This window comes from Atlantibacter sp. MEI4A-1023 (genome assembly GCF_056155425.1).
This window is the reverse complement of the sequence record NZ_CM149568.1, coordinates 1,970,937-1,985,847: the sequence shown is the minus strand read 5'-3', so window position 1 is coordinate 1,985,847 and position 14,911 is coordinate 1,970,937. Positions and strand designations below refer to the sequence as shown.

14 protein-coding genes are annotated in these 14,911 nt (G+C 59.5%); 10 read left to right on the top strand and 4 right to left on the bottom strand.

The genetic code is table 11. The features are described 5' to 3' along the window. Positions 1-59: 59 nt before the first annotated feature. From ACVV26_RS09635 to crtB, 8 genes are all read left to right on the top strand, one after another. Entirely contained in the window at positions 60-1,040 is a 981-nt protein-coding gene (locus ACVV26_RS09635) for a GlxA family transcriptional regulator (RefSeq protein WP_474801221.1), read from the top strand. A gap of 78 nt (positions 1,041-1,118) precedes the next feature. After that, a complete protein-coding gene (gene gap / locus ACVV26_RS09630) occupies positions 1,119-2,129 on the top strand; it encodes a type I glyceraldehyde-3-phosphate dehydrogenase (protein WP_474801219.1) in 1,011 nt (336 codons plus the stop codon). 202 nt (positions 2,130-2,331) lie between these two features. Then, on the top strand, positions 2,332-3,252 hold the full coding sequence (locus tag ACVV26_RS09625) for a polyprenyl synthetase family protein (RefSeq protein ID WP_474801217.1): 921 nt from the start codon (positions 2,332-2,334) through the stop codon (positions 3,250-3,252). A gap of 52 nt (positions 3,253-3,304) precedes the next feature. After that, positions 3,305-4,342 carry a type 2 isopentenyl-diphosphate Delta-isomerase gene (gene fni, locus ACVV26_RS09620; protein ID WP_474801802.1) on the top strand — a complete coding sequence of 346 codons (1,038 nt, stop codon included), beginning with the start codon at positions 3,305-3,307 and terminating at the stop codon, positions 4,340-4,342. A 1-nt stretch (position 4,343) separates the two neighbouring features. After that, the gene (locus tag ACVV26_RS09615; RefSeq protein ID WP_474801215.1) at positions 4,344-5,600 is read left to right on the top strand and encodes a glycosyltransferase; all 1,257 of its coding nucleotides are present in this window, start codon (positions 4,344-4,346) and stop codon (positions 5,598-5,600) included. Continuing rightward, complete coding sequence (gene crtY / locus ACVV26_RS09610; protein WP_474801213.1) at positions 5,597-6,736, top strand: lycopene beta-cyclase CrtY; 1,140 nt, start codon at positions 5,597-5,599, stop codon at positions 6,734-6,736. The genes ACVV26_RS09615 and crtY overlap by 4 nt, the downstream gene beginning before the upstream one ends. Beyond that, complete coding sequence (locus ACVV26_RS09605; RefSeq protein WP_474801211.1) at positions 6,733-8,211, top strand: phytoene desaturase; 1,479 nt, start codon at positions 6,733-6,735, stop codon at positions 8,209-8,211. Before crtY ends, ACVV26_RS09605 begins: the two co-directional genes overlap by 4 nt. After that, positions 8,208-9,134, top strand: coding sequence for a 15-cis-phytoene synthase CrtB (gene crtB / locus ACVV26_RS09600; protein WP_474801209.1), 927 nt, complete (start codon positions 8,208-8,210; stop codon positions 9,132-9,134). The genes ACVV26_RS09605 and crtB overlap by 4 nt, the downstream gene beginning before the upstream one ends. On the opposite strand, the gene ACVV26_RS09595 is transcribed toward crtB, so the two are convergent. Continuing rightward, positions 9,052-9,627, bottom strand: a complete 576-nt coding sequence (locus ACVV26_RS09595; RefSeq protein WP_474801207.1) for a sterol desaturase family protein — start codon at positions 9,625-9,627, stop codon at positions 9,052-9,054. The genes crtB and ACVV26_RS09595 overlap by 83 nt on opposite strands. 106 nt (positions 9,628-9,733) lie before the next feature. On the opposite strand from ACVV26_RS09595, the gene ACVV26_RS09590 reads away from it, so the two are divergent. After that, entirely contained in the window at positions 9,734-10,735 is a 1,002-nt protein-coding gene (locus ACVV26_RS09590) for a hypothetical protein (protein ID WP_474801205.1), read from the top strand. On the opposite strand, the gene ACVV26_RS09585 is transcribed toward ACVV26_RS09590, so the two are convergent. Together ACVV26_RS09585 and ACVV26_RS09580 are read right to left on the bottom strand one after the other, a co-directional pair. Continuing rightward, entirely contained in the window at positions 10,732-11,241 is a 510-nt protein-coding gene (locus ACVV26_RS09585) for a cupin domain-containing protein (RefSeq protein ID WP_474801203.1), read from the bottom strand. The genes ACVV26_RS09590 and ACVV26_RS09585 overlap by 4 nt on opposite strands. Positions 11,242-11,284: 43 nt before the next feature. Further along, positions 11,285-12,163, bottom strand: coding sequence for a LysR family transcriptional regulator (locus ACVV26_RS09580; protein WP_474801201.1), 879 nt, complete (start codon positions 12,161-12,163; stop codon positions 11,285-11,287). Positions 12,164-12,278: 115 nt separating this feature from the next. Between ACVV26_RS09580 and ACVV26_RS09575 the strand changes: the two genes are divergently transcribed. After that, on the top strand, positions 12,279-13,001 hold the full coding sequence (locus ACVV26_RS09575; protein ID WP_474801199.1) for a sulfite exporter TauE/SafE family protein: 723 nt from the start codon (positions 12,279-12,281) through the stop codon (positions 12,999-13,001). A 40-nt stretch (positions 13,002-13,041) separates the two neighbouring features. Here ACVV26_RS09575 and ACVV26_RS09570 read toward each other — a convergent pair whose 3' ends face one another. Next, positions 13,042-14,910 carry an STY4199 family HEPN domain-containing protein gene (locus ACVV26_RS09570; RefSeq protein WP_474801197.1) on the bottom strand — a complete coding sequence of 623 codons (1,869 nt, stop codon included), beginning with the start codon at positions 14,908-14,910 and terminating at the stop codon, positions 13,042-13,044. Position 14,911 lies beyond the last annotated feature (1 nt).

The following is a 14,911-nucleotide window of genomic DNA, read 5'->3' as shown; positions in this document are numbered from 1 at the left end:
GGCTGCCCACCGCTCAGCCCCCGGTTGACTTATTTTGTAAAAAGCCTACATTTCAGGACATGAAAACTATCCTGATTATCGTCCCTGATGGCGGCATGCTATTCGAAGCCGCCGGTATTGCCGACATCCTGATGCAGGCCAACCGGCTGCATCCCGGTTCGTCCGGCGCGCCCCGTTACCGCATCACTATCGCCACGACCCAGCCGCACCAGGTGATCCACGGGCAGTCGGGGTTAAACCTGCTGGCGGATCATCGCCTCACTGAACTGGACCCGTTCGAGCCCCGCGACACCATTATGATCACCGGGCGCGGCACCCATCTGGACGAGCGCGACGCGGTAGCAAGCTGGGTGCGCATGGCCGCGCCTCATGCACGGCGCGTGGCGTCAATCTGCGGCGGCGCGATGCTGCTGGCGCAGGCGGGTTTGCTGGATGGCCGCCGCGCCACCACCCACTGGCGCTTGCTGGAAACCCTGCAGGCAACGTACCCGCTGGTTAAAGTGGAAGGCGGCCCGCTATACGTGCAGGATGGCCCGATGTGGACCTCCGGTGGCGTCAGCTCCGGCTTTGATTTAACCCTGGCGCTGGTGGAAGAGGACTACGGCTTTACCCTTGCCCGGGACGTGGCCCAGGATATGGTGATGTACCTACGCCGTCCCGGCGGGCAGTTACAGTTCAGCCGCTATAAGCTCGATCAGGCCGAGCATGACGGCCCGGTGGGCGAGCTGCAAACCTGGATCCTGGCGAACCTCGCCGACGATCTGTCGGTAGAAAATCTGGCGCAGCGCGTCGCCATGAGCCCGCGCAACTTCACCCGGGTGTTCACCCGGGAAGCCGGCGTCTCCCCTGCCCGCTACGTCGCCGAAGCCCGTCTGGCTGCGGCCCGCGACCGGCTGGAGCAGACCACCGAAACCCTGGAACGCATCGCACAGATCACCGGTTTCGGCAGCAGTATCAATTTACGGCGCATTTTCGAGAAACAGTTGCACCTTACCCCCGGCGAATACCGCCAGCGCTTCCACTGCCGCAAATTGGCGTAAAGTGATCCTTTTTTGTCATTTACGCCATTACGCCTGACGCCTACCCTGATGGCAGAAACCGCACATCAGGAGGTAACTATGTTAAAGATCGGCATTAACGGCTTTGGCCGCATTGGGCGCAACGTCTTCCGGGCAGTCCTGAAAGATCAACAGGTCGAGATCGTGGCGATTAACGACCTGACCGACAGCAAGACCCTGGCGCACCTGCTGAAGTACGACTCCCTGCTTGGCACCCTGCCGCTTGCGGTCGAAGCAGGCGAAGGCGAACTACGCATCGACGATAAAGTGGTGAAAGTGTTCTCCCAACGTGACCCGGCGGAAATCCCGTGGCGCAGCGTTGGCGTGGATATCGTGATTGAAGCCACCGGGTTCTTCACCGAACGCGAAAAAGCAGCGGTACACATTACCCACGGCGGCGCAAAGCGCGTCATCATCTCGGCCCCGGCAAAAAACGACGACATTACCGTTGTGATGGGCGTAAACCATCAGCAGTACGATCCCGGGAAGCATTTTGTGGTCAGCAACGGCAGTTGCACCACCAACGGACTGGCTCCGGCGGCGCAGGTGCTGCACCAAACATTTGGCATTGAACATGGCCTGATGAACACCACGCACGCCTACACCAACAGCCAGGCGCTGCATGACCAGCCGGAAAAAGATCTGCGCGGCGCGCGGGCCGCTGCCCTGTCGATTGTTCCCTATTCCAGCGGCGCGGCGAAAGCGCTCGGCAAAGTGATCCCGGAACTTGACGGTCGGCTGACCGGGTATTCACTGCGCGTACCGGTTCCGGTGGTATCGATTGTCGATTTAACCGTGACGCTGAAACGCGATGTCACCGCTGAAGAGGTCAACGCCGCCTTCCGCGCCGCGGCGACAGACGGCCCGCTTCAGGGAATTTTGGGTTACAGCGAGGAGCCGCTGGTTTCCAGCGATTATCAGGGCGATGCCCGTTCATCGATTATCGACGGGCTGTCAACGCTGGTCATCGGCGGCAATCTGGTGAAAATCCTTGCCTGGTATGATAACGAATGGGCGTTCTCCCGACGCCTGATTGACCTTGCCCGCCTGATGGAACAACGCGGGCTGTAAACACGCTTGCATCGCCATCTGAACATGCGTCAGATGGCGATTTTTTTGTTTACACGCCAGGCCCGATCCCGCCTGCCCTGGCGATGACAAACTTGTACATCGTAAAGTTACAAACTTGTACACTGCATGACTGGCGAACCCCCGCGCCGCAGTCTACGGTTAAACACATACTTAAGTCTGTTTCCATGGCGGTCCCTCATCAATGAGCGAGAATCAAAACACCCCGTCCGGTGGCGTGTCGGTCCACGAAATCAAAAGCACTATCGAGCATCACCTCAGCGGATTACTGAACAGTTGCGACAATAAAACCGCAGTGGGCATGGCGATGCAGGAGAGCGTCTTAGGACCAGGAAAGCGGATCCGCCCCCTGATGATGATGCTGATCGCGCACGACCTGGGGTATCCGGGCGAAAAGAAGACCCTGCTGGATCTGGCCTGCGCCGTGGAGATGATCCATAGCGCCTCGCTGATCCTCGACGATATCCCCTGTATGGACAACGCGGACATGCGGCGCGGCAAGCCGACCATCCATAAAAAATATGGCGAAAGCGTGGCGATCCTCGCGGCGATTGGCCTGCTGACCAAAGCCTTCGCGCAGGTCTCTGCCGCCAGCGGGTTGAGCGGCGAACAAAAAGCGCGCGTGGTGGGCGCGCTGGCGAATGCGGTTGGCGAACAAGGGCTGGTGCTCGGCCAGTTTCGCGATCTCGCGGGCGTCGGGCACACCCAGAATATCAACGACATTACCGCCACCAACGATTTGAAAACCGGGGTGCTGTTTATTGCCATGTTGCAGGTGATCGCCCTTGCCGCCAGCGCCAGCGACGCTACCCACCAGCGGTTATCGGCGTTCGCCACCGATTTTGGTCAACTATTTCAACTGCTGGATGACCTGTCAGATTCTCACTTCACCACCGGGAAAGACCGCAACAAAGATGCCGGTAAGCCGACGCTGGTGAACGTGCTGGGCCGGGAACGGGTTTGTGATCGGGTTTATCACCATTTTCATTCCGCCAATGAACACCTGGCCGCCGTGTGCACGGCCGGGCAGGAAACCCGCCAGTTTATTCACGCCTGGTTAACCCTGACGCTGGCAGGAGAAAAACCCGCCATGAAAAGCGCTTGATCACCCCCTTTAGACACTCGTTTACCAGCCAGGTTGGAGGAATACCATGGCGTTGAAACACCAGGGAATTGTACAGAGGAAAAACGATCATCTGGACATTATCCTTAACTCTCCACAGGACGTGACGGGGACATCCACCGGCTTTGAACACTGGCGTTTTGTGCATTGCGCCCTGCCGGAAATTGATTATCAGGCCATTGATTTATCCAGCCAGTTTCTCGGCAAAACCCTGAATGCGCCGTTGCTGATAAGCTCCATGACCGGCGGCGCGCAGCGCTCGAAATTTATCAATCACCATCTGGCGGAAGCGGCCCAGGAACTGCGGGTTGCCATGGGCGTAGGTTCACAGCGCATCGCCCTGGAAGGCAAGTCTGACAGCGGCATCGACAAGTCGCTGCGCAGGCTGGCACCCGACATTCCGCTGATGGCGAATCTGGGCGCGGCGCAGCTGGCGGGTGAAAAAGGCATCGACGCGGCACGACGGGTGGTAGAGATGATTGAAGCCGACGCGCTGATTGTCCATCTCAACCCCTTGCAGGAGATGCTTCAGGCCGACGGCGATCGCGACTGGGCCGGCAAACTCGACGCCATCGCCCAGGTGGTGCGTTATCTTGATGTGCCGGTCGTGGTCAAGGAAGTGGGGGCCGGTATTTCTGCCACCGTCGCTGGTAGGCTGATTGATGCTGGCGTCAGCGCTATTGACGTGGCGGGCGCAGGCGGTACCAGTTGGGCGGCGGTTGAAGGCAAACGCGCGGAAGATCCGCACTTGCGGGCGCTGGCGATGGCCTTCGCCGACTGGGGCATTCCTACCGCCGAGGCGGTTAAGGCGATTGCCGGGGCGTACCCGGAGGCCACGCTGATCGCCTCCGGCGGCATCCGCACAGGTATCGATGTGGCGAAAGCGCTACGGCTCGGGGCCAGCCTCGCCGGACAGGCAGCGGCGATCCTTGATAGCGCTACCGAATCCAGCCAGGCGGTGGTGGCGCGTTTTTCTCTGACCATCGATCAGTTAAAACTGGCCTGTTTCTGTACCGGCAGCCCCAGTCTGGAGACCCTGAAACGCGCTGACATCGTCTGGTGCGGCCGCTGACATGAGTCATTTTGCCATTATCGTACCGCCGTTATACAGCCATATCCGGGCGATGGAAGCGCTGGCGCTGCACCTGAGCGGTAAAGGGCATCGGCTAACGTTTATTGTCAGCCCGGAACTGATCGCCCGCGATAACCCGCGCATCAGCGGCTGTATGCCGCTGCCGGAGGCGATTCGCGAAGCCCAGCAACGCTTTCGCGACCCTGCTGCGCGTACCTTTTTCCGCATCGCCGGCACGCTCGCCCGGCATACCGACGCGCTGTGCCGTGAGCTGCCGGGCCTGTTAAAACGTTTGCAGGTGGATGGCGTCATAGCCGACCAGATGGAGCCTGCGGGCGGGCTGGTCAGCAGCTATCTGGGGCTGCCGTTCGTGTCGGCGGCCTGCGCCCTGCCCGTCAACCGCGAACCAGACTTACCGCTGCCGGTGATGCCGTTCAACTATGCCGATGATGACGCGGCCCGCAAGCTCTACGCAGGCAGCGAGCGGGTGTATGACCGGTTGATGCAGGCGCATTACCGGGTGATCGACAATTACAGCCGCCGCTTTGGATTGCCAGGCCGCTATCGGCTGGATCACTGCCTGTCGCCGCTGGCACAGGTGGCCCAGGGCGCTGCGGCGTTTGATTTCCCACGCCGCGCACTGCCAGACCATTTTCACTACATCGGCGCGTTTCAGTCAGTGGACGCCACGCCAAACCCGCCGCGAAATACCAAACCGGTGGTCTACGCCACGCTGGGTACGCTGCACGGCCACCACTATTCGCTGCTGCGCACGCTGGCGCGGGGCTGCCACCTGGCGGGCGTCGAGGTGACGATATCCCACTGCGGCGGGCTTGACGCCGCTCAGGTCGATGGGCTGTACCGTAATGGCGCGCACCGGGTGGAGAGCTTTGTTCCCCAGCGCGAGGTTATTCTTCAGGCGGATATGATCCTGTGCCATGCAGGGTATAACACCGTGCTGGAAGGCATTGCCGCCCGGCGCCCGCTGATGGTGATGCCGGTGGCGTTCGATCAGCCTGCCGTGGCGGCGCGGGTGACGTATCACAATCTGGGGCGACGGGTTTCCCGGCTGGCGACGGCCTCAGCCATCGCCAGGGAGATCACTGCGCTGCTGGACGACAACAACGGCGTGGGCAAACGGCTGGAAGAGACCAGCCAGGCGTTACGTGACGCGGGCGGCGCAGCGCGGGCGGCGGCTCTCGTCGAACAGGCACTGCTCGCTGGACGCCCGGTTTACCGCGGGACGGGGCAGCCATGAGCCTGGACCTGATTTTAGTGGGCGCAGGCCTGGCGAACGGCCTGATCGCCTGGCGTTTAAAACAGCGCCATCCGCAGATGAACATTCTGCTGCTTGAACAAGGGGCGTCGCCGGGGGGTAACCATACCTGGTCGTTTCATCACCACGATATCAGCGCCGGGCAGCATCAGTGGATCGCCCCACTGGTGGCCCACCACTGGCCCGGTTATCAGGTGATTTTCCCGGAGCTGGTGCGCGATATCGATCAGCCCTACTACACCGTCACCTGCGACCGCTTTGCGAACCGGTTGCGCGAGGCGCTGGGCGACCATCTGCGGCTGAATTGCCCGGTCGCTGCCGTCACGCCTGACAGCGTAAAACTGGCCGATGGCACCACGCTACGCGCCCGGGCGGTGATTGACGGGCGTGGCCAGCGCGCCATGCCCGGCTGGCGCTGCGCCTGGCAACTGTTCGTCGGGCAGGAGTGGCGGCTTGCCGAGCCGCACGGCTTAACGCGCCCGCTGTTGATGGACGCCACCGTGGCCCAGCACAACGCCTACCGGTTTTTCTATTTACTGCCGCTGACGCCCGACACGCTACTGATTGAGGATACCCGCTTTAGCAACGCGCCGGACTTACCGCCCGAGGAATACCGCGACGCCATCCGCCAGTACGCCGGGCAGCATGGCCTGGTGCTCGATCAGCTAATCCGTGAAGAGTCCGGTTGCCTGCCGCTCACGCTGGCGGGCGACGCGCCGTTAAACGCTGACCAGCCCTGCTCGGGAATGCGCGCCGGATTGTTCCATGCGGTCACCGGCTATTCTCTGCCGCTGGCGGTACAACTGGCCGATGCTATCGCCGCGCAGCCGCGCTTTGACGCACCTGGCCTGCAACGGCTGGTTCAGCGCATGTCCACGCACCAGTGGCGCAGCCAGGGGTTTTTACGCCTGCTCAACCGGATGCTGTTTCTGGCAGGCCAGGCGGACCACCGCTGGCGCGTGATGCAAAAATTTTATCGCTTACCCGATGCGACCATCGCCCGTTTCTATGCCGGGAACCTGACCCTTTCTGATAAAGCGCGAATACTGACAGGCAAGCCCCCCGTCCCCGTTTTTGGGGCGTTACGGGCGGCAATAAACACAGGGAATAAACAATGAAAAAAACCGTGGTGATTGGCGCAGGTTTTGGCGGGCTGGCGCTCGCGATCCGCTTGCAGGCAGCAGGCATCCAGACCACCCTACTGGAACAGCGCGATAAGCCAGGCGGGCGCGCCTATGTTTATCACGACCAGGGATTTACGTTTGATGCCGGGCCGACGGTGATCACCGATCCCAGCGCGCTGGAAGAACTGTTCAGCGAGGCGGGCAAACGGCTGGCAGATTATGTTGAACTGCTGCCGGTCGACCCGTTCTACCGGCTGTGCTGGGAAGACGGCAAGCGCTTCGATTACAGCAATAACGAAGCGCTGCTCCAGCAGCAAATCGCCGACTTTAACCCGGCGGACGTGCAGGGTTACGCCCGCTTTCTGGATTATTCCAGAGCGGTGTTTAAAGAGGGCTACCTGCGGCTCGGCGCAACGCCGTTTTTGCACATCAGCGATATGGTCAAAGTCAGCCCGCAGTTGATGCGGCTACGCGCCTGGGAGAACGTCTACCAGGCGGTGTCGCGGTTTATCCAGGACGACCACCTGCGCCAGGCGTTTTCTTTTCACTCCCTGCTGGTGGGCGGTAATCCGTTCGCCACCTCGGCGATCTATACCCTGATCCACGCCCTGGAGCGGGAATGGGGGGTCTGGTTCCCACGCGGCGGCACCGGGGCGCTGGTCAACGGCATGGTGAAGCTATTTACCGATTTAGGCGGTACGCTGGAGTTAAACACGGCGGTTGAGCGCATCGAGGTAAACCAGCAGACGGTCACTCAGGTGATCGCCCGGGACGGACGGATATTTACGGCGGATGCGGTGGCCTCCAACGCCGATGTGGTGAACACCTATCAAAAACTGCTGGGCCACGATCCGCACGGCAAAACCAAAGGCGAGAAGCTGGCCGGGAAGCGAATGAGCAATTCGCTGTTTGTGCTTTACTTCGGCCTGAACGCCCCGCACCCGCAGCTGGCGCACCACACGATTTGCTTCGGGCCGCGTTACAAGGCGCTGGTGCAGGAGATTTTTAACGGCTCGACGCTGCCGGATGATTTCTCGCTGTATCTGCACTCACCCTGCGCCACCGACCCGTCGCTGGCCCCACCGGGCTGCGGCGCGTTTTACGTGCTGACGCCGGTCCCGCATTTGGGTAATGCCCCGCTTGACTGGCGCGTGGAAGGCCCGGCGCTGCGCGAGCGGATTTTCGACTACCTGGAGCGGCGCTATATGCCGAACCTGCGCCAGCAACTGGTGACGCACCGCATCTTCACGCCGGATGATTTCCAGCACACCCTGGGCGCGCATCTGGGATCGGCGTTTTCCCTCGAGCCTTTGCTGACCCAGAGCGCCTGGTTCCGGCCACATAATCGCGATGAGCATCTGCAAAACCTGTATCTGGTGGGCGCAGGAACCCATCCCGGCGCGGGCATTCCTGGGGTGATCGGCTCGGCGAAAGCCACAGCGCGGCTGATGCTGGAGGATCTGGCATGAACCAGCCGCTATTGCGCCACGCAGCCAACACCATGCGCAGCGGCTCGAAGAGTTTTGATGCCGCCGCCCGGCTGTTTGACGCCGAAACCCGCCGCAGCGTGCTGATGCTCTACACCTGGTGCCGCTACTGTGATGACGCTATCGATAATCAGATCGCCGGTTTTGCCGCTCCTGCGCCCGCCACTGACTCCCCGGTCCAGCGGCTGATGCAGTTGCGTACCGCGACCCAGCAGGTGTATCAGGGCCACGCGATGAGTGAGCCGGCATTTGCCGCGTTGCAGGACGTGACGGTGCGTCACCATATTCCCGCCAGATGGCCGCTGGAACACCTGGAGGGCTTCGCGATGGACGTGCGCGGGGAGCGTTATCACACGATCGACGATACCCTGCGCTACTGTTACCACGTGGCGGGCGTGGTAGGCCTGATGATGGCGCATATCATGGGCGTGCGCGACGAGCGGGTGCTGGACAGGGCCTGCGATTTGGGGCTGGCGTTTCAGTTAACCAATATCGCGAGGGATGTCATTGAAGACGCCGGGGCCGGACGCTGCTATCTCCCGCAACAGTGGTTAGCGGAGCAGTCCCTGGATGCAGAAAACTTTCATTTAGCGGAAAACCGGGCGGCGCTGTTTCGCGTGGTGGCGCGCCTGCTGGACGAGGCGGAGCCTTATTATATTTCCGCGCTGGCGGGGTTGCCTGCCCTGCCCCTGCGATCCCGCTGGGCGATTGCTACTGCCCGGGACGTGTACCGCGCGATTGGGAGCAAAGTCGCTGACGCCGGGGTAAACGCCTGGGATAGCCGCCAGCACACCGGTAAAACGGAAAAGCTGGCGCTGTTGCTCAAGGGCGCGGGGCGCGCGGCGATTGCGCCGGTGGCGGCTCGCTCGCCGCGTCCTGATTCACTGTGGCAGCGCCCCGTTTAGCCGGGCGGCGGCGATGGCGTAGCTGTGCCTGTAATTCTTCCGGCGAGCGCACCACTAAAAAGCCGAACGACACGCAGCCCTCTTTGCCATTCACTGCGTGATGGAAACGGTGCGCCAGCCACAGCCGCTTCAGATAGCCTTTGCGCGGCACCCAGTGAAACGGCCAGCGCTGATGCACCAGCCCGTCGTGGACCAGGAAATAGAGCACGCCATACAGCGTCATTCCCGCACCGATCCACTGCAACGGCCATACTCCGGCGGTGCCAACGGCGATCAGCACGATAGCGACCCCCGCGAATACTACGGCATACATATCGTTTAGCTCAAACCAACCGGTACGCGGGGAGTGATGGGACCGATGCCAGCGCCAGCCGAAGCCGTGCATGATATAACGATGGGAAAACGCGGCCACGGCTTCCATCGCCGCCGCGCTAACCAGAACAATGACTACGTTAAGCCAGATACTCACATCCCTTTCCTCGTCAGCGGGCATAAACCTGTAGCAGTATAGTGCACCTGCTGAATTTGGCGGGATGTAGCCGGATAACAGCGTGGGCTACAGTTATTGCGAACCAGATGGCAATTGCAAGGATAACGGGATGACAAAAACAGCACTCGCCTTATTTGTAATGAGCGTCGCGGGCTATGCCTGGGCCGCTGACGCGCCACAGTATGACGACGCCAGCCAGAGCGTTTATTTGCAGTATTACCCTTCCTCGAAAGCGCCGACTGGCGTTGCCCATACGCCGGGCCTGCGGATTAATTTCCCCGGCGGCGACGCGCGCCCGATTGAGATGGATACCGGCTCTACCGGCATTGTGATCTCTGCCGAATCCATTCCCGGTTTTTCAGCGCTTCCCGGCACGCCGGGCAAACTCACCTACAACAGCGCCGGGCGGATCATGATCGGCTCCTGGGTGACCACGCCGGTGACGGTGAGCGGCAGTAACGGCCAGCATTTCACTACCGCGCCGATCCCGGTGCTGGCGGTGACGCAAATTGCCTGCCAGGACAATGCCCGCCACTGCACCCCGGAAGATAACCCGCGCGGCGTCGCTATGATGGGCGTGGGCTTTGCCCGGGAAGGCAGCGAGCAGAAGCAAAGTACGCCCGCTACTAACCCGCTGTTAAATCCGGCTACGGCGGATAATTTTCATAAAGGCTACGTGGTGACGCGCAACGGGGTTCATGTCGGGCTGAATGCAGAGGTGACGAAGGGCGGATTTTCTTACGCAAAATTGCAGCCCGATCCGCATATCCCCGGCGAATGGCAGGCCGCACCGGTGTGTATTGTGGTAAATAGCGATGCAAAACGCTGCGGAACGGCGCTGGTTGATACCGGGGTGACCGATATGTTTTTAACGCTGCCGAATTACCCGTCCAAAACCCTGTCTGATGAGGCCTCGCTGACCTTTACGTTTACGCCAGCGGTGAGCTATACACTCAGCGGCAGCGATTCACCGCTTGCACCGGAGAAAATCATCCTGAATACCACCCGGCAAACGCCGTTTGTGAATACCGGTGTGAATTTCCTTAATGGCTTTGATGTGCTGTATGACGCGCAAAACGGTTATTTTGGCTATCGGTCGGTACAGCGTTAATCCCACCAGGTTGTCAATGCAGGGCTGCTACCATTAACCGGGTCCTGCTCAGGAAACGGCAGCGCGGCGATACGCGCCAGCATTTCCGGCGTCGCCGCCTGCCTGCACAGATCAAAATCCGCACCCGGCGGATAGGCCCCAACCACCAGAAAATCCTCGCTGGCCGATAACCGCCGATGCCCGGTGCCCGCCGGGAGTAACAGCGCGTCGCCGGTTTTCACCTCAATCTCTTCACCGCCTGGCCCGCCAATCATCAGGCGCGCCGAGCCCTGGGCTACGCCTAACACTTCATGGGCGTTAGAGTGGTAATGGTGATAGTCGAAAATCCCGTCACGCCACTGGGGCGGCCAGCCGTTATCAGCGAACCGCTGTTCAAACCGGCTGGCGATATCGCCGTCGGTAATCACGCTTTTATAGATTAAGACCGGTAAATGGGGATTATTAGGCACCCAGTCGTGGGCGGCGAGCATCAGGGTTTGGGGAATAATGGCCTGGCGAGCAGTCATCCGCAATCTCCTTCCGTTAACGTGTCTGTTAACTGTAGACGGCTTATCGACCCGCCAGTAATTGTTCCAGAAGACTCCGCATGGCTGGAGATAATGCGGCCCCGTCGCGATAGCAAAAGCAGAGCTGTCGCTGCGCCCAGCTATCCGCCAGCGCCAGGATAGCGTAGCCATAACGCGGCTGATAGCGCGCGGCAATGCTCAGGGGCAATATACCGATACCAATGCCCTGCGCCACCATTTCCCCGACACCCTCAAAGGTGTTCATCCGGATACGCAGCGCCAGCGGGCGGCGGGCGTGGGCGTTGATATGCTCTTGCAAGGCGCTGCCCGGATATAACCCAATAAAAGCCTGGTCCTGTACATCCGCAAAGTGGACCGTTTTCTGCGATGCCAGTGGATGCTTTTCCGCGACGATCAGCGCCAGGTTGTCGGCGGCCAGCGGCCATAATTGTAGCCCCTGCGCGTCGACGGCATCGGACACGATCCCCGCCTCGCCCACGCCGTTCACCAGGCAGTTGACGATATCGCTGCTGGTGCGTTCCTCCAGTTCAACATGCAGCGTGGGATGCGCCGCTAACCAGCGCGCCAGCCGGGACGGCAGAAATTCGCTGACCGCCGAGGTATTGGCGAAAAGCCGTAGCGTCTGCTGTGCGCCGCTGGCGAAGCCGTTAAGTTCACTTTTCAACTGGCTTTGCTGCTCAAGGATCAGCCGGGCATGGCGTTCAAACGCTTTGCCCGCCGCCGTGGTCGCCACGCCGCGCGGATGGCGTTCCAGCAGTTGTACGCCCGCATCCACTTCAATATTACGCAGCCGTTCACTGGCCGACGCCAGCGCCAGGTTTGCCCGCGCCGCGCCCTGGGTAATGCTGCCCGCGTCAACGATGCATAAGAACAGTTTGAGATCTGCCAGATCGAGCCGCATACGCTGCCTTTTCTCCCTTCGGTTGTGCCGAAGGCCGTGTGGGGAAAACCAGATTGTGCCCTGTCCAGCACATTGATTCAATTGAGCAATGGACCTCTTACTTACTGAATACGCTATGAATGAGTTAATGCTGATTTTTGTCGCCGCCGGCCTGGTAAAAGGCGTGACGGGGATGGGTTTGCCAACGGTGGCAATGGGCCTGTTAAGCCTGGTAATGCCGCTGCCGGCGGCCGCCGCGCTGCTGGTGCTGCCGTCGTTTATCACCAATATCTGGCAGCTATTTACCGGCCCATCGCTGGGCCAGATTGTGCGCAGGCTGTGGCCGATGATGGCGTGTATGGTGCCCGCCACGTTTGCCGGTTCGGCATTGCTGATCGGCGCAGGGCAAGGGGCGGTAGCCGGATTAGGCGCGGCGCTGATTATTTACGCCAGCTATGCGCTGCTGGCCCCGGCATTGGCGGTTCCGGCACGCGCCGAAGCGTGGCTTTCGCCGCTCACCGGGGCCATCACCGGCGTGGTGACCGGCGCGACAGGCGTGTTTGTGATGCCCTCTGTGCCCTATCTTCAGGCGCTATCGATGAGTAAAGACGAACTGGTGCAGGCGCTGGGACTGTCGTTCACCCTTTCTACCGTGGCGCTGGCGGTCGGTTTGGCGGCACATAACGCCTTTCCCCTCGCGCAGCTTAACCAGTCGCTGCTGGCGATCGTTCCGGCGCTGTTGGGAATGTGGCTGGGGCAGAAGATCCGCGCGCGGTTGAGTGCAAAACATTTTCGGCTGTGCTTTATGCTGTTTTTGCTGGGGCTGGGAGTTGAACTGGCGTCGAGGCCGTTTATTTGACGGGGCGGGCATCGCGAAGGTTCGCGATGCCCGCCCAGAGTTAGATTTTGATGCCGTATTTCGCGGCAACAGTATCGTAGTAATCAATTTGATCTTTTACATCAGCGATAACTGGCGGGTAATCTTCTTTAGCAAACTCAAGACGGCGATCGCAATAATATTTAAGAGACTCGCGGAAAACTTTCATCGATACAGAGCTGTACTGGTAATCAGCAAATTTTACGCCGGTCGCTGTCGCTGCCCGTTGAGAAATATCTTGCCGCCCTTCATTGCCAAATAATGAATACATAGCAGCCTGGCGCGCTTTAAAAATATCGTTTGCTACCGCGTCGCCATTATCTTTCATGAGTTCTTTAATGCACGTTGCCTGAGGTTTGTTATATTGGGCATATTCTTTATTCAGCCTGGCCAGGCGTTCAACCGCTTCTTTGCGTTCCTCAGCAAAGGTTTTCTGCGCCTTCGGGTCCGCGCACACCAGACGAATAATTTTGCCGTTTAAGTCTTCGTGGAGCGTCCCTTCCTTCATACGTTCGCGCATATAATTGATTTGTGTCCGACACTCATATTCCGACCCGTTGATCCGATTCTCAGGGTGCGCAGTAACATATTCAATAGTATCAGCGAGATTCTTGCTGGGGTTCTTGCCGTACTCTGTCATGGCCGCTGACAAAAATAATGAATCCCAGGTCATTCCACCTTCGTTAAACAATTTAACCGTGCGCAAGTCACCGTGCTTGATCGCCTGCTCCATGGTGCCCCGATCCCACTGCACCCCAAGGTTCGCCAGCTCTTTACGCGGATCGACGCTGGTTTCCTGCTTCACTTTGCCAAGCTTTTCCTGCACGTCGCTGACTTTATCTTTGATGATTTCGGTATTCACAAAGCTGCCGCCGCTAAAATGCAGCGTCACACCAGTAATGGCGATAATGCCCACAATACCCGCCAGAGCCCAGGTGAGTTTGTGATTTATTTTCTTCACGACCACTTCATTGCGTTCAGCGGTGGCATTCAGTTTCGCCAACTGTGTCTGATACGCTTTGACAGCCTCGGCGGGCGCGTGGTACAGCGCATCCGGGTCCGTCTGCAAACGCCCCTGCTGATGCGCATTGCGCAGCGGCTCCACCACCTGGTCGAAATACTCGTTCAGCAACAGCATTTCCGATTCGGTTAACTTTTTATGGTGGGCGATTTTATTGCGGATATGGTTCAGGCTCTGCAAAAACTGCGACAGCGTTTCCCGGGTGGTGGAAGCGTAATTCAGCCCCGAGGCGCCGTCAAAATAGGCGTCGTAATAATTCGGGTAATCCTCTTGATTGGAGAAAATAATCCGCAGTTGTTCCAGCAACGTACCGCTGAGAATATTGTCCTTCTCGGCGCTTTTCATAATCCGCGCCACCTGCTCTTTACCAAACAGCGTTTGCAGCCGCGCGGCTAATTTCTGCTGGTCTGCCCAGGCTTCGTCAATCACCTGGCGGATTAACAACTCGATGGCGCGCATCTGGCGCACCGCGTTATCCTCGCTGGTTTCGTCGGGCAATGAATAGCGGCTGTCCCAGTTCAGATGCGGATATTTGTGTTTTGCCAGTTCAAGCAGGTTGACGATTTGCAGGCAGGCGATCAGGCATTTATTCAGGGTGATCGGATCAAGGTTTTGTACATCGTCGCAGCCGCGCAGCCCTCTCATCAGGTCGGCATAATCCAGCATTTGCTGCCGATTAAATCCCAGCAGTTCGCCCACTTTGATCCAGTTGCCGTTCTCGTTGCGGGCGTCGTCCAGCATCCGGTAGCTGGCGTCGAAGCTGTTATTTTCCGGTTGCGGTACGCTCAACTCCCTGGCCAACTGTGCATGGGCCAGGGCGATAATATCCCGTGAACGGGTAACAATGGCGATAGCGGTTTTATTATTCATT